The 17,119-nt window shown below is 72.7% G+C and carries 18 protein-coding genes; 7 read left to right on the top strand and 11 right to left on the bottom strand.

Annotated elements, in window-relative coordinates:
• Positions 1 to 123 precede the first annotated feature (123 nt).
• Positions 124 to 723, bottom strand: coding sequence for a HEAT repeat domain-containing protein (locus O7600_RS16105; protein WP_281588239.1), 600 nt, complete (start codon positions 721 to 723; stop codon positions 124 to 126).
• 150 nt (positions 724 to 873) lie between these two features.
• Here O7600_RS16105 and O7600_RS16100 point away from each other — a divergent pair, with 150 nt between their 5' ends.
• Entirely contained in the window at positions 874 to 1,701 is an 828-nt protein-coding gene (locus tag O7600_RS16100) for an NUDIX domain-containing protein (RefSeq protein ID WP_281588237.1), read from the top strand.
• Between the two features lie 64 nt (positions 1,702 to 1,765).
• On the opposite strand, the gene pstB is transcribed toward O7600_RS16100, so the two are convergent.
• The 8 genes from pstB to O7600_RS16060 form a co-directional block, all read right to left on the bottom strand.
• Positions 1,766 to 2,542, bottom strand: coding sequence for a phosphate ABC transporter ATP-binding protein PstB (gene pstB, locus O7600_RS16095; RefSeq protein ID WP_091569147.1), 777 nt, complete (start codon positions 2,540 to 2,542; stop codon positions 1,766 to 1,768).
• Positions 2,543 to 2,562: 20 nt separating this feature from the next.
• Entirely contained in the window at positions 2,563 to 3,651 is a 1,089-nt protein-coding gene (gene pstA / locus O7600_RS16090; RefSeq protein ID WP_098747710.1) for a phosphate ABC transporter permease PstA, read from the bottom strand.
• A complete protein-coding gene (pstC, locus tag O7600_RS16085) occupies positions 3,648 to 4,736 on the bottom strand; it encodes a phosphate ABC transporter permease subunit PstC (protein ID WP_281588234.1) in 1,089 nt (362 codons plus the stop codon). Before pstC ends, pstA begins: the two co-directional genes overlap by 4 nt.
• Positions 4,737 to 4,777: 41 nt before the next feature.
• On the bottom strand, positions 4,778 to 5,878 hold the full coding sequence (gene pstS, locus O7600_RS16080) for a phosphate ABC transporter substrate-binding protein PstS (protein WP_091569153.1): 1,101 nt from the start codon (positions 5,876 to 5,878) through the stop codon (positions 4,778 to 4,780).
• 292 nt (positions 5,879 to 6,170) lie between these two features.
• A complete protein-coding gene (gene pstS, locus O7600_RS16075; RefSeq protein ID WP_281588231.1) occupies positions 6,171 to 7,235 on the bottom strand; it encodes a phosphate ABC transporter substrate-binding protein PstS in 1,065 nt (354 codons plus the stop codon).
• 2 nt (positions 7,236 to 7,237) lie between these two features.
• Entirely contained in the window at positions 7,238 to 8,182 is a 945-nt protein-coding gene (mshD, locus tag O7600_RS16070) for a mycothiol synthase (RefSeq protein WP_281588229.1), read from the bottom strand.
• A 67-nt stretch (positions 8,183 to 8,249) separates the two neighbouring features.
• A complete protein-coding gene (locus tag O7600_RS16065) occupies positions 8,250 to 9,116 on the bottom strand; it encodes a polysaccharide deacetylase family protein (RefSeq protein ID WP_281588227.1) in 867 nt (288 codons plus the stop codon).
• Between the two features lie 144 nt (positions 9,117 to 9,260).
• Positions 9,261 to 9,980 carry a response regulator transcription factor gene (locus O7600_RS16060; protein ID WP_281588225.1) on the bottom strand — a complete coding sequence of 240 codons (720 nt, stop codon included), beginning with the start codon at positions 9,978 to 9,980 and terminating at the stop codon, positions 9,261 to 9,263.
• A 247-nt stretch (positions 9,981 to 10,227) separates the two neighbouring features.
• On the opposite strand from O7600_RS16060, the gene O7600_RS16055 reads away from it, so the two are divergent.
• The 6 genes from O7600_RS16055 (at position 10,228) to O7600_RS16035 (ending at position 14,624) form a co-directional block, all read left to right on the top strand.
• Positions 10,228 to 11,277 (top strand): hypothetical protein, encoded by a 1,050-nt coding sequence (locus O7600_RS16055; RefSeq protein ID WP_281588223.1) that lies wholly within the window; start codon positions 10,228 to 10,230, stop codon positions 11,275 to 11,277.
• 82 nt (positions 11,278 to 11,359) lie between these two features.
• Entirely contained in the window at positions 11,360 to 12,142 is a 783-nt protein-coding gene (locus O7600_RS16050; RefSeq protein WP_281588221.1) for a DUF2993 domain-containing protein, read from the top strand.
• A 61-nt stretch (positions 12,143 to 12,203) separates the two neighbouring features.
• Entirely contained in the window at positions 12,204 to 12,281 is a 78-nt protein-coding gene (locus tag O7600_RS30135; RefSeq protein ID WP_310503780.1) for an Ms5788A family Cys-rich leader peptide, read from the top strand.
• A 194-nt stretch (positions 12,282 to 12,475) separates the two neighbouring features.
• Positions 12,476 to 13,324: a sulfurtransferase gene (locus O7600_RS16045; RefSeq protein WP_281588219.1), complete on the top strand. Its 849-nt coding sequence runs from the start codon at positions 12,476 to 12,478 to the stop codon at positions 13,322 to 13,324.
• Between the two features lies 1 nt (position 13,325).
• The gene (locus O7600_RS16040) at positions 13,326 to 13,658 is read left to right on the top strand and encodes a DUF1416 domain-containing protein (protein WP_091569169.1); all 333 of its coding nucleotides are present in this window, start codon (positions 13,326 to 13,328) and stop codon (positions 13,656 to 13,658) included.
• A 117-nt stretch (positions 13,659 to 13,775) separates the two neighbouring features.
• Positions 13,776 to 14,624, top strand: coding sequence for a hypothetical protein (locus tag O7600_RS16035; protein WP_281588216.1), 849 nt, complete (start codon positions 13,776 to 13,778; stop codon positions 14,622 to 14,624).
• A gap of 6 nt (positions 14,625 to 14,630) precedes the next feature.
• On the opposite strand, the gene O7600_RS16030 is transcribed toward O7600_RS16035, so the two are convergent.
• Complete coding sequence (locus O7600_RS16030; RefSeq protein WP_281588215.1) at positions 14,631 to 16,691, bottom strand: glycogen debranching N-terminal domain-containing protein; 2,061 nt, start codon at positions 16,689 to 16,691, stop codon at positions 14,631 to 14,633.
• The gene (locus O7600_RS16025) at positions 16,688 to 17,071 is read right to left on the bottom strand and encodes an SCP2 sterol-binding domain-containing protein (RefSeq protein ID WP_281588213.1); all 384 of its coding nucleotides are present in this window, start codon (positions 17,069 to 17,071) and stop codon (positions 16,688 to 16,690) included. The genes O7600_RS16030 and O7600_RS16025 overlap by 4 nt, the downstream gene beginning before the upstream one ends.
• Positions 17,072 to 17,119: the final 48 nt, after the last annotated feature.

The following is a 17,119-nucleotide window of genomic DNA, read 5'->3' as shown; positions in this document are numbered from 1 at the left end:
CGCCGCCAGGCGAGCGAACTGGCGCCGCGACGCCTGCGAACAGTCGTGGCCCTGCGGCGCCGCCCGCCGGACGCTGCTGGCCGAGTGCGACGACCGGCTGGCACTCGCGGTCTACCTGGGAACTCACCACGGGTAGAGCGGTATCGGACTGCCTTCAGTCAGGTAGGACAACGCCCACCGCGCCTCCTTCCGCAGGAGTGGGGTGAGGCGAGGCTCCTCCAGGAATGCTTCGTACAAGGTCCTGCCTCGGCGGGGATCCGTGTCGGCGACGCACCGGATCGCCGCACTGCGTACCACGAGATCCTCATCGGCGAGGGCCTGCTCGACCGCCGCCCGGCCCGCCGGTCCGGTGTGCTTGGCCAGCGCCCTGACGGCGTTGACGCGGTGCAGGAAGTCCTTGTGCCGAGCCTGCTCGCAGAGGATGTGCGTAGCGCGGGGATCATTGATGTCGCCCAGGATCACGATCTCCGTGGTGCCGACGCGGCCCGGCATCTGGGCGAGGAACTCCTCGGGCGCGATCATGGCGGCGATGTGCAGGGCGGCCGACCAGCCGTCACCCAGCTCCCGGCCCGTGGCTCTCGTGACCAGGTTCGCCCTGACCCTGCCGTAGTAGAGGTCGAAGACACGTCTCGCTCCGGTTGGCCCGGCAGCTATCAGGGCTTCGTCGGCCCCGGGCTCCCAGTCGAGAACCTTGGCGATCACGGCGTCGAGACCATCGCTCATCGGCCGATGATGCCATTGTCTTGCGACCGCATCACGGGGCCACAGCCATGGCAGTCCGGCCGCCCACGGAAACCGAGCGCGGACGCTGAGCGGGCCGGGCGGGCGCTTGCGGCCGAACAGGATCCGCGAGGCAGGGCCTAGGCTCGGGGCATGACGATCGACGGCTTCGCCGCACCCCCCGCCCTGGTGGAGCACGCCCGCCGGTTCCACGCCGAGGGCGGCGTGCCGGCGGTGCCCCGGGTCGCCGCCACCGTGCTGCTGCTCCGCCCGGCCGGTGACGACTTCGAGGTCTACCTGATCCGGCGGGTGGCGGCGATGACCTTCGGCGGCATGTACGCCTTCCCCGGCGGCGGGGTGGACCGCTCCGACTCCGAGGCGCACCTGGGCTGGGCCGGCCCGGAGCCGGCGGCCTGGGGTGAGCGGTTCCGGCTCGACCCGGCGGACGCGCAGGCGGTGGTCTGCGCCGCCGCCCGCGAGGTCTTCGAGGAGGCGGGCGTGCTGCTGGCCGGCCCGGACGCGGAGACCGTGGTCGGCGACGTGAGCGGCGACGACTGGGAGGCCGCCCGGCAGGACCTGGTGGGTCGGCGTACCGGCTTCGCGGATCTGCTTGCCGGGCGCGGTCTGACGCTCCGGTCCGACCTGCTGCTGCCGTGGACCCGGTGGATCACGCCGGAGTTCGAGCCGCGCCGCTTCGACACGTACTTCTTCGTGGCCCTGCTGCCCGAGGGGCAGCGGACCCGGGACGTCTCCGGCGAGGCCGACCACACGCTGTGGCTGCGCCCGGCGGACGCGCTGGCCCGGGCGGAGGCGGGGGAGCTGACCATGCTGCCGCCGACGATGGTCACCCTGGGCGAGATCGCCGCCGCCGGCGACCTGGCCGGCGTGGCCCGCGCCGCCGCGGACCGCGACCCGGGTACGCCCGTCCTGCCGCGCATCGAGGACCTGGACGGCGCGCAGCCGCGCTTCCTGCTCCGCTGAGTGGGGTGTTAAGAGGGGCCCCCTGTTATGCAGAATGCGTTAACAGGGGGCCCCTCCTTGCACCTCAGCCGAAGCGGCCGGTGATGTAGTCCTCGGTCTTCTTCTGGCTCGGGTTGCTGAAGATCTTCTGGGTGTTGTCGTACTCGATCAGGCGGCCCGGGTCGCCGGTCTTCTCGATCGAGAAGAAGGCGGTGCGGTCCGACACCCGCGCGGCCTGCTGCATGTTGTGCGTGACGATGATGATGGTGAACTTGTCCTTGAGCTGGAACATCAGGTCCTCGATGGCCAGCGTGGAGATCGGGTCCAGGGCCGAGCACGGCTCGTCCATCAGCACCACCTGCGGCTCGACCGCGATGGTACGGGCGATGCAGAGCCGCTGCTGCTGACCGCCGGAGAGGCCGGCGCCGGGCTTGCCGAGCCGGTCCTTGACCTCGTCCCACAGGTTCGCCGAGCGGAGCGCCTTCTCGGCCGTCTCCTCCAGGATCGACTTGCGCCGGACGCCGTTGAGCCGCAGCCCGGCCACCACGTTCTCGAAGATGCTCATGGTGGGGAACGGGTTCGGCCGCTGGAAGACCATGCCGATCATGCGGCGTACGGCCGTGACGTCCACGTCGCGGTCGTAGATGTCCTGCCCGTCGATGGTCAGGTTGCCCTCGACCCGGGCGCCCGGCAGCACCTCGTGCATCCGGTTGATCGACCGCAGGAAGGTGGACTTGCCGCAGCCGGACGGACCGATCAGGGCGGTCACCGTCTTCGGCTCGACGGTCAGGTTGATGTTCTCGATCGCCTTGAACCCGCCGTAGTAGGCGGTGACGTTCGAGGCTTCGACGCGCTTGGCCATGGTGGCGGTACCTCCGGGGTTCATCGGCCGAGCCGGTTTCGACGGGCCAGCAACTTCGCCGCGACGGTCAGGACGAGGACGAGCGCGACCAGGGTGAGCGCCGCGGTCCACGCCCGCGCCGGCGAGTACTTCGAGGCCTCGCCGGCCTGCTGGTAGACGAAGAGGGCCAGCGACGACTGGTTGTTCTCGAACGGGTTGAAGTTGATCGAGGCGCCACCACCGGCGACGAGCAGCACCGGCGCGGTCTCGCCGGCGGCCCGCGCGATGGCGAGCATGATGCCGGTGACGATGCCGGGCAGCGCGGTCGGCAGCACGACCCGCAGGATGGTCTTCCACTTCGGCACGCCGAGGGCGTAGGCGCCCTCGCGCAGCGGCGCCGGCACGAGCCGGAGCATCTCCTCGGTGGACCGGACGATGGTGGGCAGCATGAGCACGCTCAACGCCAGCGCGGCGGCGAAGCCGGAGAAGCTCGGCCGGCCGTCGTTGAACCACGGCGAGACGATCAGCACCCAGAACGCCAGCACGAACAGGCCGGTGACGATCGACGGGATGCCGGTCATCACGTCCACGAAGAAGCGGATGGTGAACGCGAACCGGCCCCGGCCGTACTCGACCACGTAGATGGCGCAGAGCACGCCGAGCGGCACGGTGATCAGGGCGGCGATGCCGACCTGCTCCAGCGTGCCGATGATCGCGTGGTAGGCGCCGCCGTTGGCGTCCCGCGCCCCGATGTTGTTCATCGAGGTGCCGAAGAAGTTGCCGTCCAGCCGCTCGGAGCCCTTGCTGACCAGCGTCCACACCACCGAGGCCAGCGGCAGCACGGCCAGCACGAAGGCGGAGTGGATCAGCGCGCTCCAGGTCCGGTTGCGGGCGGACCGCCGGCCCTCCACCGCGTTCGTCGCGACGTAGAGACCGACCAGGTAGAGCAGCGCGCCCAGCACCACGACCAGGACCGGGCCGCCGATGCCGGCGCCGTACACGAGGGCCGCCGCGAGCAGCAGCGCCGCGACGGCGATGACGGGCGCGGCGTACGCCGGGAGCCGCCGGGCCCGCAGCGTGGCCGGCTGGGCCGGCGGGCGCGGGCGGGAGGGGGTGAGAGTGGAGGTCATGCCGCAGACTCCGTGAACTCGCGGCGGCGGTAGATGATCGCGCGCGCGGTGATGTTGACGATCAGCGTGATCGCGAAGAGCACCAGGCCGGAGGCGATCAGGGCGCCGCGGCCGGTGTCGTTCGCCTCGGCGAACCGGTTGGCGATGTTCGCGGCGATCGAGTTGCCGCCGCTCTGCAGGATGTTGAACGAGATGGCGTACGTCGAGCCGAGCGTGAGCGCCAGCGCGATGGTCTCGCCGAGCGCCCGGCCCAGGCCCAGCATCACCGCGGCGATGACGCCCGGCCGGCCGTACGGCAGGACCGCGGTGCGGATCATCTCCCAGCGGGTGGCGCCGAGCGCGAGCGCGGCCTCCTCGTTGGCGGTCGGGGTCTGCCGGAACACCTCGCGGGAGAGCGAGGTGACGATCGGCAGCACCATGATCGCCAGCACCAGGGAGCCGAGCAGGATCGAGCTTCCGTACGGGCCGTCGCCGAAGATCGGGATCCAGCCGAAGTAGGTGTTCAGCCAGGCGGAGAGGTCGGCGACCGGGCCGGCGAAGTAGTCGCGGCCCCAGAGGCCGAAGACCACGCTCGGCACCGCGGCCAGCAGGTCGATCACGAAGCCGAGGCCGTTGCCGAGCCGGCGGGGGGCGTAGTGCGACAGGTAGAGGGCGATGCCGAGCGCGACGGGCACCGCCATGAGCAGCGCCAGCAGCGAGCTCAGGACGGTGCCGAAGGCGAGCGCGCCGATGCCGAACTTCGGCGGGTTGTCGTTCGGGAACCAGCCCTCGAAGGTCCAGAACGACTCGGTGTTGGCCCGCAGCGCCGGCACGGCCTTGGCGATCAGGAAGATCGCGATGGCCGCGATGATCACCAGCACCGTGGTGCCGGCGGCCAGGGTGAGGCCGCGGAACGCCCGTTCCGCGCCGAAGGCGCGGGCGCGGGGCAGGCCGCCGCCCCCGCCGAGGTCGCCGCCGGGGCGGCCAAGGGGGTTTCCGGAGCGCTCGGCCACACGCGCCGAGGCACCGGCGGGCCGCTCGTGGCTCATGGCCACGGGGGTCCCGCCGGTGCCGGCGTGCGCCGAGCGGTGAGGGGTGTCACCCATCTGCTCGCTCGCTTCGCGTTGAGGAGGTGTCGATCAGGGCGTCAGGAGAGGCTCTTGACCGCGGCCTCGACCTTGGTGCGGACGGTCTCGGGCAGCGGGGCGTAGCCCAGCTCGACCAGCTCCTGCTGGCCCTCGGCGCTGGCCGCGTGGCCGAGCAGGCCCTTGACCAGGGGCAGCTTGTCGGCGGCGAGGCCCTTGCTGCAGACGATCTCGTAGGTCGCCAGGACGATCGGGTAGGCCCCGGCCTCCTTGGTGTTGTAGTCGATCGACATCTTGAGGTCGTTGCCCTGGCCCTCGAACTTGGCCCCGGCGATGGTCTTGCCGGCCGAGTCACCGGTCAGCTCGACGAACTCGCCGGCGCCGTTCTTGACCTTGGCCATCTTCAGGCCGGAGTTCTCGGCGTACGACCACTCGACGTAGCTGATGGTGCCGTCGGTGCTCTTGACCTTGCTGGCCACGCCGTCGGACTTGGCCGCGCCGACGCCGCCCGGGGCCTTCCACGCCTTGGAGTTGCCCAGGGTCCAGTCCGCCTCGGCGGTCTTGGACAGGTACTTGGTGAAGTTGTCGGTGGTGCCCGACTCGTCAGAGCGGTGCACCGCCTGGATCGCGGTCGACGGGAGCTTGGCGTCCGGGTTGTCGGCCTTGATCGCCGCGTCGTCCCACTTGGTGACCTTGCCGGCGAAGATCTTCGCCAGGGTGGCCGGGCTGAACTGGAGGTTGTCCGCGCCGCTGACGTTGTAGACGACCGCGACCGGGCCGATCACCATCGGCAGGTTGAGGGCCTGGCCGCCGGCGCACTTGGCGTCGGCCTGCGGCTGCTCCTCCGGCTTCAGGGCGGAGTCGGAACCGGCGAAGTCGGCCGTGCCGGCGATGAACGCCTGGATGCCGGCGCCCGAGCCGCTCGGCTCGTAGTTGATCGTGGTGCCGGAGCACTTCTGCTGGTAGGCCTTGATCCACTCGGCCATGGCGTTCTTCTGCGCGGAGGAGCCCTGCGCGTTCAGCGTGCCGGTGGCGCAGTCCGCCGCGGCGGCGGAACCGGTGGCACCGGCGGCCGGCTCGTTGTTGTCCGAGCCGCAGGCGCTGAGACCGAGAACCGCGGTAAGAGCGAGACAGGCGATGGCGCCGTGCCGCTGGAGCTTCACTGGAGGGGTTTCCCTTCACGTCTTTGGTCAGGTCGCCCGGGGTACCGGGGGGCCGGCGCTGACCGGCTGACGTGAAAGTTAGGAGGGCCAGGTGGACGGATCGCCGGTCAGAAGTGAACGAGGGGTGAACAAGCCCGATCCGCTCGCCGACGGGAAGCTGTAAGTGTGTTGTCTATTACATGAACTGCCGGGGGCAAGTCCCTCTTATCATTTTTTGTCCGGCGACGCGTGACCTGGCCGCTACCGGGCCGTGACACCACTGTGATGCCCCCGCCGCCGCGAGTGTCCGATCTCAGGAGACGCGGTCGACGGCTGTCCGCACCCGCCGCCGCACCGGCTCGGGCAGCGGGGCGTACCCGAGGTCGCCCGCTGCGCCCTGACCCTGACTGCTGATCGTGTAGCGGAAGAACGCCCGGGCGAGCGGAGCCTTGTCGACCGCCAGCCCTCGCTCGCAGACCACCTCGTAGGTGACCAGGGCCAGCGGGTACGCCCCGGGTGCCCGGGTGGCCCGTTCCACCGAGAGCCGCAGATCGGGCCCGAGCGTGCCGACGCTCTTGACGGCGGCCCGCGGGCTGGGAGCGACGAACTCACCGGCGCCGTTGCGCACGGCCGCGGCGGGCAGATCCCTGCCGCGCAGGTACGACAGCTCGAGGTAGCCGATCCTGCCCTGCTTCTCCTCCACCGCGTCCGGCACCCGTTTGGACCCGGACACACCGACACCTCCCGGCAGCGGCCACTTCCGGCTCGCTCCGTACGGCCAGCGCCCGGAGGCGGTCTCGGCGAGGAACGTGGTGAAGGCTTCGGTGGTGCCGGACGAGTCGGCGCGGTGCACCGGGGTGATCCCGATCGACGGCAGGGCGGTGCCGGGATTGTCCGCCCGGATCGCCGGGTCGTCCCACCGCCGCACCGCCCCGGAGAAGATCGCGGCCACCGTGGCGGGGGTGAGCCGGAGCGGAGGGTTGCCGGGCAGGTGGTAGGTCACCGCCACCGGTCCGACCGCCATCGGCAGCACGAGCGGGGCGGCGCCCACGCACCGGGTGCGGGCCTGCTCCAACTCGTCCGGGGACAGCGCGGAGTCGGTCCCCGCGAAGTCGGCGACCCCGCCGATGAAGGACGTGATTCCCGCCCCGGAGCCGGACGGTTCGTAGTTGATCGTGGTCCCGGGGCAGGCCTCCTGGAAGGCCGTCGACCACACCTGAACGGCGTTCGCCTGGGCGGAGGAGCCCTGCCCGTTCAGGGTGCCCCGGGCGCACTCGACGCCGGGGGCCGGCTCCCGGGTCGGCGCCGGACCGCACGCGGTGAGCGCGGACAGCACGGACAGCAGCCCGGCGAGAGCGCCCCGGCGGCTGCCGCGCATCGTCAGACCGTCTGGTAGTTGACGTGTCCGCACCAGCGGGCGAAGCCGGTCCGCTCGTAGAGCGCGACAGCGCCGGTGTTGCTCTCGTCGACGTAGAGCATCACCCGGTCCAGCCCTCGCCGGTCGCGCAGGTAGGCCAGGCCGGCGGCGGTGAGCACCCGGCCGAGCCCGCCCCGGTGCGCGGACGGGTCGACGCCGAGCACGTAGACCTCGCCGATCGGGGCCGACCCGGGCCGCTCGTGCACCTTGGTCCAGTGGAAACCGAGCAGCCGGCCGGTGCCGGACTCGACCGCGAGCAGGAAGCCGGCCGGGTCGAACCACGACTCGCCGAGGCGTACGCGGAGGTCGTCCAGCGTCCACCGGCCCTGCTCGGGGTGCTGGGCGAAGGCGGCGTTGTTGACCGCCAGCCAGGCCTCGTCGTCCTCGCCCGGGCGGAACGCGCGCAGCTCCACCCCCTCGGGCGGGCTCGGCTCGGGCAGCGCGGCGGTCAGCGGCCGGCGCAGCTGCCACAGCACCCGGGCCCGGGCGAGACCCAGATCGACCGCGAGCGCGGCGGCCGACGGGTGGTCGCCGTGCGCCCAGGCGCGCACCGGCCCGGTGGCGGCGGCCAGCACCGCCCGGGCCAGCGCCCGGCCGGTGCCCCGGCGCCGGTGCGCGGGGTGCACGACCAGCTCCACGCCGACGCCGTCGGCCGGGGCGGTGGTGTCGAGGTGCGCGTAGCCGGTCAGGGCGCCGTCGGGGGTCCGGGCGGTGAGGTGCACGGCCGGGGCCGCCGAGTCGCGCAGCCGCAGCAGCACGTGTTCGTCGAGCGGGTCGGCGCCGTCGGCGTCGCTGGCGGCGCGGGCCAGCGCCAGCACCTCGGTGACCTCGTCCGGCGTCAGCCGGTCCGCCGGGGCGACCCCGGCCGTGCCCCACCCTGCGTCGCCCGTCGGCTCGGTGCTGCTCATCCGTGTCACGGTAGCGGCCCGCGGGCCGCCGTTCGCGTCGGCTCCGGGCGGGTGGCGGTGGCCCTCGTCACGGGGCGTTGACGGGCAGCGGTTCCAGCTCGAACCGGGCCAGCAGTTCGGGTAGTAGGCGCTGCAACGCGGCCACGGTGCCGGAACGGTCGCCGCCGGCGTCGTGCATGAGCACGATCGCGCCGGGGCCGGTCTGCGTGCGAACGGTCGTCTCGATGGTGGTCGCGCCCGGCGCCTTCCAGTCCGACGGGTCGACGTTCCAGTGCAGCGGGGTGAGCCCCAGCTCCGCGCAGATCGACACCACCGGAGCGGTCCAGGCGCCGCCCGGCTGGCGGTAGTACGCGATGTGCGCGTCGGGCGCGGCGGTCAGGATCGCGTCGTTGGTGCGCAGCAGGTCGGCGCGGATCACCTCGGGCGACCGCTTGCCCAGGTTGACGTCGTGCCGCCAGGAGTGGTTGCAGATGGTGTGCCCCTCGGCCACGATCGACCGGACCAGGTCCGGGTGGCTCTCCACGTTCTCGCCGACGACACAGAAGGTGGCCTTCACCCCGTACTGGCTGAGCAGGGCGAGCACCTGTGGGGTCCACCGGGGGTCGGGGCCGTCGTCGAACGTCAACGCGACGCGCGCGGAACCGGTGGCGGTCTGGGCGCCGAACGGGCCGGGGCCGTCGTCACCGCCATCCGGGGCGCTCGGGTCGACGTCCGGTGAGGTGTCGGGGAGCGCTCGGCCCGGCGCCGGCGCCGCGGGGAACTCGGTGCTCGGCGGTTGGTCGGCGTAGTGCGGCCCGGCGGTGGAAGCGGCCACGCCGGTGGTCGTCGGGTGCTGCTCCGGCACCAGGCTGCGGCCCAGCACGTAGGCCGAGGCCAGCAGGCCGGCCAGCACCACGGTCACGATGCCGGTCGCGCGCACGGTCGCGCCCGACATCAGTGGTACCGGCCGTTCGTCGCCCCCGTGGTCACCGCGCGCACCGTCGCCCCCTCTACCCGGCAAATCCGGCAGTCAGGATATGACTGACTGATGGGGCAAAAAGGGCATTCGGCGGAACTGGTCCCCGGCCGGGGGAACGGATCAGACCGGAACCGGGGCCGGCTCCGACTCGGGCAGCGAACGCGACGGCGGCACCACGAACTTGTAACCGACCTGCCGGACCGTGCCGATCATCGACTCGTACTCGGAGCCGAGCTTGGCGCGCAGGCGCCGGACGTGCACGTCCACCGTGCGCGTGCCGCCGAAGTAGTCGTAGCCCCAGACCTCGCGGAGCAACTGGTCCCGGGTGAAGACCCGCCCCGGGTGCTGGGCGAGGAACTTCAACAGCTCGAACTCCTTGTAGGTGAGGTCGAGCGGGCGGCCCTTCAGCTTCGCGGCGTAGGTGTCCGGGTCGATGTTCAGCTCACCGGCCCGGATCGAGCCGCCGGCGCCGGCGGTGGCGTTGCTCAACCGGCCGACCGCGAGCCGCAGCCGGGCCTCCACCTCGGCCGGGCCGGCCGCGGCGAGGATCACGTCGTCCACGCCCCAGTCGGCGTTCAGCGCGATCAGGCCGGCCTCGGTGACCACCGCGACCAGCGGCACGCCCAGCCCGGTGGCGTGGAGCATCCGGCAGGTGGCCCGCGCCTCGCTCAGCTCCGAGCGGGCGTCCACCAGGACGGCGTCCGGGGTCGGGCCGGAGACCAGCGTGCGGACGTCGCGGGGTGCGGTGCGGACCGAGTGCGGCAGCAGGTCGAGCGCCGGCAACACCGCCGACGGCTCACCCGCCCGCGCGGTCACGAGCAGCAGGAGCTCCACGATCACCTCCGTCCCGGCGGCCCTTCGGCCGCACGCGACCAGCGGCACGCCCGGGTGTGGGGCGGCGCTGTGAACTTGCGTGGGTCCCGGCGTCGCTGACGGGCGGGGTAACGGGTTGAGCGTAACCGATCGTCCGGCCGTCACCTTCGCGTCCTTTCCCGTTTGCCCCTTCTGCCCTCGATCGCGGCGCAGGTTTTAACGTTGCCGAAACCGTGACCTCCGCCGAGCCGCCCGGGTCTGGCACGATCGGGGCGTGTTTCCCTCCACCTCGCGCGACAGCGGTCGTGAACCGTGGGTCGACGACCCGCCGCCCGGGCCGTCCGGCCCCGCCCGTGGCCACCCGCCCGCCCCGCGTAGCGGGCCCGCCGAGGAGGAGGGTGAACGGCGGGAGCGGAAGGGCCCGCGCCGGCTCCGCAAGGGCGGCCCCGGCCGGCGTCCCGACGACGAGCCCGGCGAGGCCCCCGAGGATGAGGTCCCGCCGGTGGAGTTCCGCCGGCAACTGGCGCTGACCGTGGCGGGCTTCGCCGCGCTGCTCGGCGTGGGGCTGGTCCTCGGGGCGCAGACCTCCGGTCCCGGGCACCGGCTGCCCTTCGCGATCATCATCTTCGGCGTCCAGCTGCTCTTCGTGCTCGCCTGGACGATGGCCATGCGCCCGCCCGCGCTCCTGGTCGTCGCGCTGGTCAGCGTCGGCGCGGCGGCCATCGCGGACGTCGCCGCCGTCCGGTCGGACGTCGCCGGCCTGGCCCCGCTCGGCTACGCGGCCGCCGCCGGACTGCTGCTCGGCGTGCTGGGTCAGCTCGTCCGCCGGGTCGACCGGGCCCGGGTCACCGAGTCGCTGGGCGGCACCCTGCTCATCGTGGTCGGCGTGGTCGCCTTCGGCACGTTGATCGTGCTCAGCCGGATCCCCAAGGGCACCCAGGCGATCACGCTCTGCCTCACCGCCGCCGGGGTGGCCCTGCTGGTGGCCCGGTTGACCGACGCCATCGCCCCGTGGCCCCGGCTCGCCCCGCAGGTGCCCCGCGGCGCGGCCGGTGTGGTGGCGGGCGCCATGCTCGGCACCCTGACCAGCGCCGTACTCGGCAGCTACCTGGTCGGATTCACCCCGACCAGCGCCGCCCTCGTCGGCGTGGTCGCCGCGGCCACCGCCGTGCTGGCCGACCTCGCGGTGGGCTACGCCGAGGCGGGCCGGCTGATGGCCGGCGAGCCGCCGACCATGTGGGTGGCCCGGCACATGCAGGGGCCGCTGGGCGGCTTCGCGCTCGCCGCGCCGGCCGCGTACGCGATGTGCGTGCTCTTCCTCTGACCCCGCGGTTGGGGAGGATTCGGCTCGGGTAAGTACGGTTGCGCCGCGAGGCGCGGTGACGGCGGCGAGGACTGGAGGCGGCGTGGCAGAGGCGTACCCGGCGGAGGGCCGGCCCCGCCGGCGGGGCCGGAAGGTGCTCATCGGATTCGTCGTCCTGCTGCTCGTGCTGGCCGGGCTGCTGGTCGTCGCCGACCGGGTGGCCGCCGGCGTGGCCGAGCGGGCGATCGCCGACCAGGTGCGCCAGGAGGTGGCGAAGCAGGACGCGCAGTCCGCCGCGCCCCAGGTCGAGGTGGGCGGCTTCCCGTTCCTGAACCAGGTTCTCGCCGGGAAGTACGAACGCATCTCGATCCAGCTGACCGACGTGCAGGGCAACGTCCAGGGTGACGCGGTCAGCGTGCCGCGGCTGGACGTGGACGCCCGCAACGTGACCGCCTCGCTGGACACGCTCCGCTCCGGCCAGGGCGACGTGGTGGCGGAGAGCGTCGTCGGCCGGGGCACGGTCACCTACGACAGCCTGGCGAAGCTGCTGGACCGGCCCGGGCTGACGCTGGGCGAGCGCGACGGCAAGCTCGCCGTCACCGCCCCGGTGGACATCCTCGGCGTCAAGCTGACCGTCAACGGCACCGCCGACGTCACAGTGGTCGACGGCAAGGTGGCGCTGCGCTTCAACGACCTCGCCGCCGAGGGGCTGCCGAACGTGCCGCTGGCGCGGAGCCTGCTGGCCAACTACGCCAAGGGCATCTCGATCGACGTGCCGCTGCCGGAACTGCCGTTCCAGCTCAACGTCCGCAAGGTCCAGCCGACGCCGGAGGGCCTGACCGTGGACGCGGACGCGAAGAACGTGCCGATCAACTCCGCCCGCTGACGTCCCGGATGCTGGTCGGCCCGGTGCCCCACGGCCGGGTCGGCTGGTAGTCTCCCTCCCCATGGGGACCCACCTCACCAAACGGCGCGCGGTCGACCTGTGCCGCGTGGCCACCTGCCTGTGTCGCCCCGTCATCTGACGGCGGGGCTGTCCCCGGTCGCCTAGCGACCATCGGCACCAAGGGTCCGCAACACCCCCTGAACGCCCGGCAGCGGCGCCGTCGCACGTACCCGTGATCCGTTCCTAGCTCTGGGTCCCGCGCGTGGTGCGACACCTACCGACCTCGATCCCCGCGCGCAGGCTCACCACCCATCCTCACCAGGGAGTGATCTGATGAGTCGCGACACCGCACTCGTCTCGGCCGAGTGGGCCGAGAAGAACCTCGACGCCCCGGGCGTCGTCTTCGTCGAGGTCGACGAGGACACCTCGGCCTACGACACCGGCCACATCGCCGGCGCGATCAAGCTCGACTGGCGGACCGACCTGCAGGACCCGATCCGTCGGGACTTCGTCAACCGGTCCCAGTTCGAGGCGCTGCTCTCCGAGCGGGGCATCGCCAACGACGACGTCGTCGTCCTCTACGGCGGCAACAACAACTGGTTCGCCGCGTACGCGTACTGGTACTTCAAGCTCTACGGCCACCGCGACGTCAAGCTGCTCGACGGCGGCCGCAAGAAGTGGGAGCTGGATGCCCGTCCGCTGGTCACCGACGCGGTCGAGCGGCCGAGGACGCAGTACGTGGCCCAGGAGCCGGACACCTCGATCCGCGCGTTCCGCGACGAGGTGGTCGACGCCATCGGCACCAAGAACCTGGTCGACGTGCGCAGCCCCGACGAGTACGCCGGCCGGCTGCTCGCCCCGGCCCACCTCCCGCAGGAGCAGGCGCAGCGGGCCGGTCACGTGCCGACCGCGATCAGCGTGCCGTGGTCCAAGGCGGCGAACGAGGACGGCACGTTCAAGTCCGACGACGAGCTGCGCAGGATCTACGCCGACGCCGGGCTGGACGACGGCAAGGAGACGATCGCCTACTGCCGCATCGGCGAGCGCTCCTCGCACACCTGGTTCGTGCTCCAGGAGCTGCTCGGGCACCGCAACGTGAAGAACTACGACGGTTCCTGGACCGAGTACGGCTCGCTGGTCGGCGTGCCGGTGGCGCTCGGCGACACCCCCGGGGAGGCCTGACATGACCGCTCCGACCGCTCCCACCGCCGCCGGTTGCGCCGCGCCGGACCAGGCCGCCCCCCTCCCGGCCAGCCTGGACCTGGAGAAGGAAACCGTCATCACCGGCCGGGTGCTGGCCGAGTCCGGCGAGGTCGTGCCGGGCGCGTACGTCCGGTTGCTCGACTCGACCGGCGAGTTCACCGCCGAGGTGGTGACCTCGGCGGCCGGCCAGTTCCGGTTCTTCGCCGCGCCGGGCTCGTGGACCCTGCGGGCGCTCTCCCGCCACGGCAACGGCGACACCGCCGTGACCGCGGCCCGGGGGATCAACGAGGTGACCGTCGCGGTCGCCGCCTGACCCACGCTCTGACCGTGGCCCGTCACCCCACCGGGGTGACGGGCCACGAGCCGTTCCGGGGATCGGGGGTGCCGAGGCGCGGGCGGCCGGGTCGCCCGCACGTGGCACCATGGCCCGGTGAGTGCCGTCCAGGCGGGATACGCCCCGCCCACCCCTCCCGACCGGCCCGCCGCCGGCCGGCGTCGGCTGCGCTGGCTGGTGGCCGCCACGGTGGCGTGGGCCGTGCTGCTCGCCGGGCTGACCTGGTGGTCGGTGCGCAACGACCCGCCGACGGTCAAGGAGCAGCGCTCGCTGGACCAGGCCGGCCCGGTGGTGGACCGGTCGGTCGGTGTGCTGACCGCCGCGATCGGGGCGGACGGCGTCCCGGCGCTCCTGCCTGACCGGCTCGACCAGGGCTGCCGGGTGACGCCGCTGGACGACGGCGCGTCCCTGGAACGTGGCATCGAGGTGGCGACCGGCGACGTCGACGTCCGGGAGGTGTTGCGTCGGGTGGCCGACCGGCTGCCGGCGCAGTGGCGCGCCGGTGTCTCGACGCTCGACGGCGAGCCGCTGCTGCGCGCCGACGCCGGGGAGTTCGTCGCGGTCGAGGGCCGGTCCGGTGGGCCGGGCCGGGTGCTGCTGACGACCGCCACCGGCTGCCGGCCGGTCGGTGCGGGCTACCGCGCTCCCGCCGCCGACGCCGCCGTCGAGTCCGCCGCGCTGGCCCGCGCGCTGGCCCGCTGGGGCGGCGCCACCGGGCCGGTCCAGGTGCTGGCCGCGCCCTGCCCGGGTGGCGGGACCACGCGGACCGCCCGTGCCGAGGCCGCCGCGGGGGCCGACCAGCCGCTGGCCCCCGCGTTCGGTGCCGGCGCCGCGCCGGTGGTGGACTCCGCCGACCGGTACGCCCGGGCGGGTGACCCGGCGGTGCTGGCCGAGCGGGTCGACGAGCGGGTCCGGGTCGCGGTCACCACGTCCTGCCCCGGCTGACCCCGCTCAGTGCCGGTGGCCCCGGTGCTGGTCGTGTTCGGTGCGGCTGCGGCCGAGGGCGTCCACCCGGCCCCACCGGCCGGGGATGTCGAGCAGTTCGACCCGGCCCATGCCCGGGGGCACGGCCGGATCGATGATCAGGTGCTCGCCCTGCGGCTCCAGCCCCAGCATCACCCGGAGCAGCAGCAGCGGCGTGCCGGCGGACCAGGCCTGCGGGCTGCACGCGGTCGGGTACTCGACCGGATAGTCGGTGAGGCCGCGCTCGTAGCCGGCGAACGCCTCCGGCAGCCGCCCGTCGAAGTAGCGGGACGCGCTCAGCATCGACTCGCAGATCCGGCCGGCCTCCTTCCGGAAACCGTACTTCCACAGGCCCCAGGCGATGATCGAGTTGTCGAACGGCCACACGGTGCCGACGTGGTAGCCGATCGGGTTGTACCGGCCCTGGTCGTCGGCGAGCGTCCGTACCCCCCAGCCGGAGAAGAGCCGCGGTCCGAGCAGGTGCGCGGCGATCGCCGGCGCCCGGGACTCGTCGACGATGCCGCTCCACAGCAGGTGGCCGATGTTCGAGGTGAGCGCGTCCACGTGCCGCCCCTGCGGGTCCAGGGCCAACGCGTAGTACTCCCGCTCCGGGATCCAGAAGTCGCGGTTGAACCGCTCCTTGAGCGCCGCCGCCTCCCGCTCCAGCCGGTCGGCGTACGCCGGGTCGTTCCAGTGGGCGCGGGCCAGCCGGGCGCCGCGCAGCTTGGCGTCGTACGCGTACCCCTGGAGTTCACAGGTGGCGCGGGGGAAGTCCGGCATCCGGCCGTCGGCGTAGGAGATGGAGTCCGGCGAGTCCTTCCAGCACTGGTTCGGCAGCCCGGTCTCCGGGTTGCGGCTCATGTACCAGACGTAGCCCGTGCCGAGCAGGTCCCCGTACGTGTCGAGCCAGGTCAGCGCCGCCCGGGTCTCGTACTCCAGCTGGTGGACCAGCTTCGCGTCGCCGGTCCAGCGCTCGTACTCGTCGAGCAGGATCACGAACAGCGCGCTGGTGTCGGCCGCGCCGTAGTACGGCGAGTGCGGCTGCTCCTCGAAGCCGGCGGTCTCGCCGTACCGCAGCTCGTGCAGGATCTTGCCGGGCTCCTCGTCCCGGAAGTCGTCGATCCGGCTGCCCTGGAGTCCCGCCAGCATGAGGATGGTCGGCTGGACCAGTTCGGGAAGGAACGGCAGCACCTGGAGTGAGGTGAACATGCTGTCCCGCCCGAACAGGGTCATGAACCAGGGCAGGCCGGCGGCGACCAGCCGGACCCCGAGCGTGATCGACTCGTACCGGAGGGCGGCCAGGTCGTTCAGGCTGCGCCGGTACGCCCCGGCCAGCGGCTCGCAGTCGCAGCCCAGCTTCGGGGCGCGTTCGATGAGCGCGTTCTGCTCGGCGTGGATCTCCGACGCCGAGCGGTGCCCGCCCAGCGGCAGGGTCGCCCGGATGTCCTCGCCGCGGGCCCCGTAGATCACGGTGGCGACGTGCAGCCGGGTGGTCCATTCGCCGTGTGCCGGCACCCGGATCCGGAACGTCATCCCGTTCGCGTCGACCTCGGCCGGGGCGGTGCTGGTCACCCGGGCCTCGCGGTGGAACGCCTCGCGCCGGTAGGTGAGCCGGAGCGCGTTCTCCTCGACGGTCGGCGTGGTGCTGCCCTTCTTCTCCCGCTGGTGCTTGATCTCGAAGAGGTCGGCGAAGTCCGACCCGATCTCCAGTCGCAGGCGGAACTCCTTCTCCTGCTCGGAGTGGTTGAGCAGGGTCAGTTCCTCGTCGAAGCTGCCGCCGATCGCTCGGCTGCGGATCACCGAGACCTTCGCGTCCAGGTAGTGCGTCGGCTCGCCGGGCACCATGAAGAACCGGGTCTTGTAGGACACCGAGTCGTCGATCGAGAGCGCGTGCAGCAGCTGGCCGTCGAGCGACAGGATCCAGGTGGAGATGAACCGGGTGTCGAAGGAGAACAGCCCGGTGGGGAAGTCGTACGACGGCTCGATGTTGCCGCGCCCGTCGCTGACCAGGAACGTGTTGCCGTCGAGGATGCTGACCCGTTCCTTCACACCGACCGCCGGACGTGTTCTCGGGCGGTCTCCCGCGGGTCCCGCACCCCGGGCCGGTCGGGCAGGAAGCGGCGGAACAGCAGGAACAGCGCCACCTTGCCGCTGAAGGTGGCCTCGTTGCGCAGCACCGCCGCCATGCCCGCCTCCCGGCCCGTGACCAGCTTCTCGAACAACTCGGTGGAAAGGGTCAGCACGCCGTCCGCCGGTCGCTCCTCCTCCTGGCTCACCCGGGCCGTGCCCGGCGCCAGCGTCACGTACCAGTGTTCGGTGCGGTTGCCGTCCGCGAGGTCGATCTGGAGCGTCCCGGCCACGGGGCTGCGCAGGACGGACGCGGCCCGCGCCGGCAACGACGCGAAGAACCGCTCGGTCGCCTCACTCACATCCGAATGGTAGGCAGCCTACGGACATGTCGGGACGGGATCGGCTCT

Source organism: Micromonospora sp. WMMA1998 (assembly GCF_027497375.1).
Classification (GTDB): domain Bacteria; phylum Actinomycetota; class Actinomycetes; order Mycobacteriales; family Micromonosporaceae; genus Micromonospora; species Micromonospora sediminicola.
The sequence above is the reverse complement of the archived record's forward strand: the minus strand, read 5'-3'. Positions and strand labels throughout refer to the sequence as shown.

Bases quoted from the DNA above. Each gene is read 5' to 3' on its own strand.
- O7600_RS16105 (WP_281588239.1), bottom strand. From the start codon at position 723: ATGAGCGATGGTCTCGACGCCGTGATCGCCAAGGTTCTCGACTGGGAG.
- O7600_RS16100 (WP_281588237.1), top strand. From the start codon at position 874: ATGACGATCGACGGCTTCGCCGCACCCCCCGCCCTGGTGGAGCACGCC.
- pstB (WP_091569147.1), bottom strand. From the start codon at position 2,542: ATGGCCAAGCGCGTCGAAGCCTCGAACGTCACCGCCTACTACGGCGGG.
- pstA (WP_098747710.1), bottom strand. From the start codon at position 3,651: ATGACCTCCACTCTCACCCCCTCCCGCCCGCGCCCGCCGGCCCAGCCG.
- pstC (WP_281588234.1), bottom strand. From the start codon at position 4,736: ATGGGTGACACCCCTCACCGCTCGGCGCACGCCGGCACCGGCGGGACC.
- pstS (WP_281588231.1), bottom strand. From the start codon at position 7,235: ATGCGCGGCAGCCGCCGGGGCGCTCTCGCCGGGCTGCTGTCCGTGCTG.
- mshD (WP_281588229.1), bottom strand. From the start codon at position 8,182: ATGAGCAGCACCGAGCCGACGGGCGACGCAGGGTGGGGCACGGCCGGG.
- O7600_RS16065 (WP_281588227.1), bottom strand. From the start codon at position 9,116: ATGTCGGGCGCGACCGTGCGCGCGACCGGCATCGTGACCGTGGTGCTG.
- O7600_RS30135 (WP_310503780.1), top strand. From the start codon at position 12,204: ATGGGGACCCACCTCACCAAACGGCGCGCGGTCGACCTGTGCCGCGTG.
- O7600_RS16045 (WP_281588219.1), top strand. From the start codon at position 12,476: ATGAGTCGCGACACCGCACTCGTCTCGGCCGAGTGGGCCGAGAAGAAC.
- O7600_RS16040 (WP_091569169.1), top strand. From the start codon at position 13,326: ATGACCGCTCCGACCGCTCCCACCGCCGCCGGTTGCGCCGCGCCGGAC.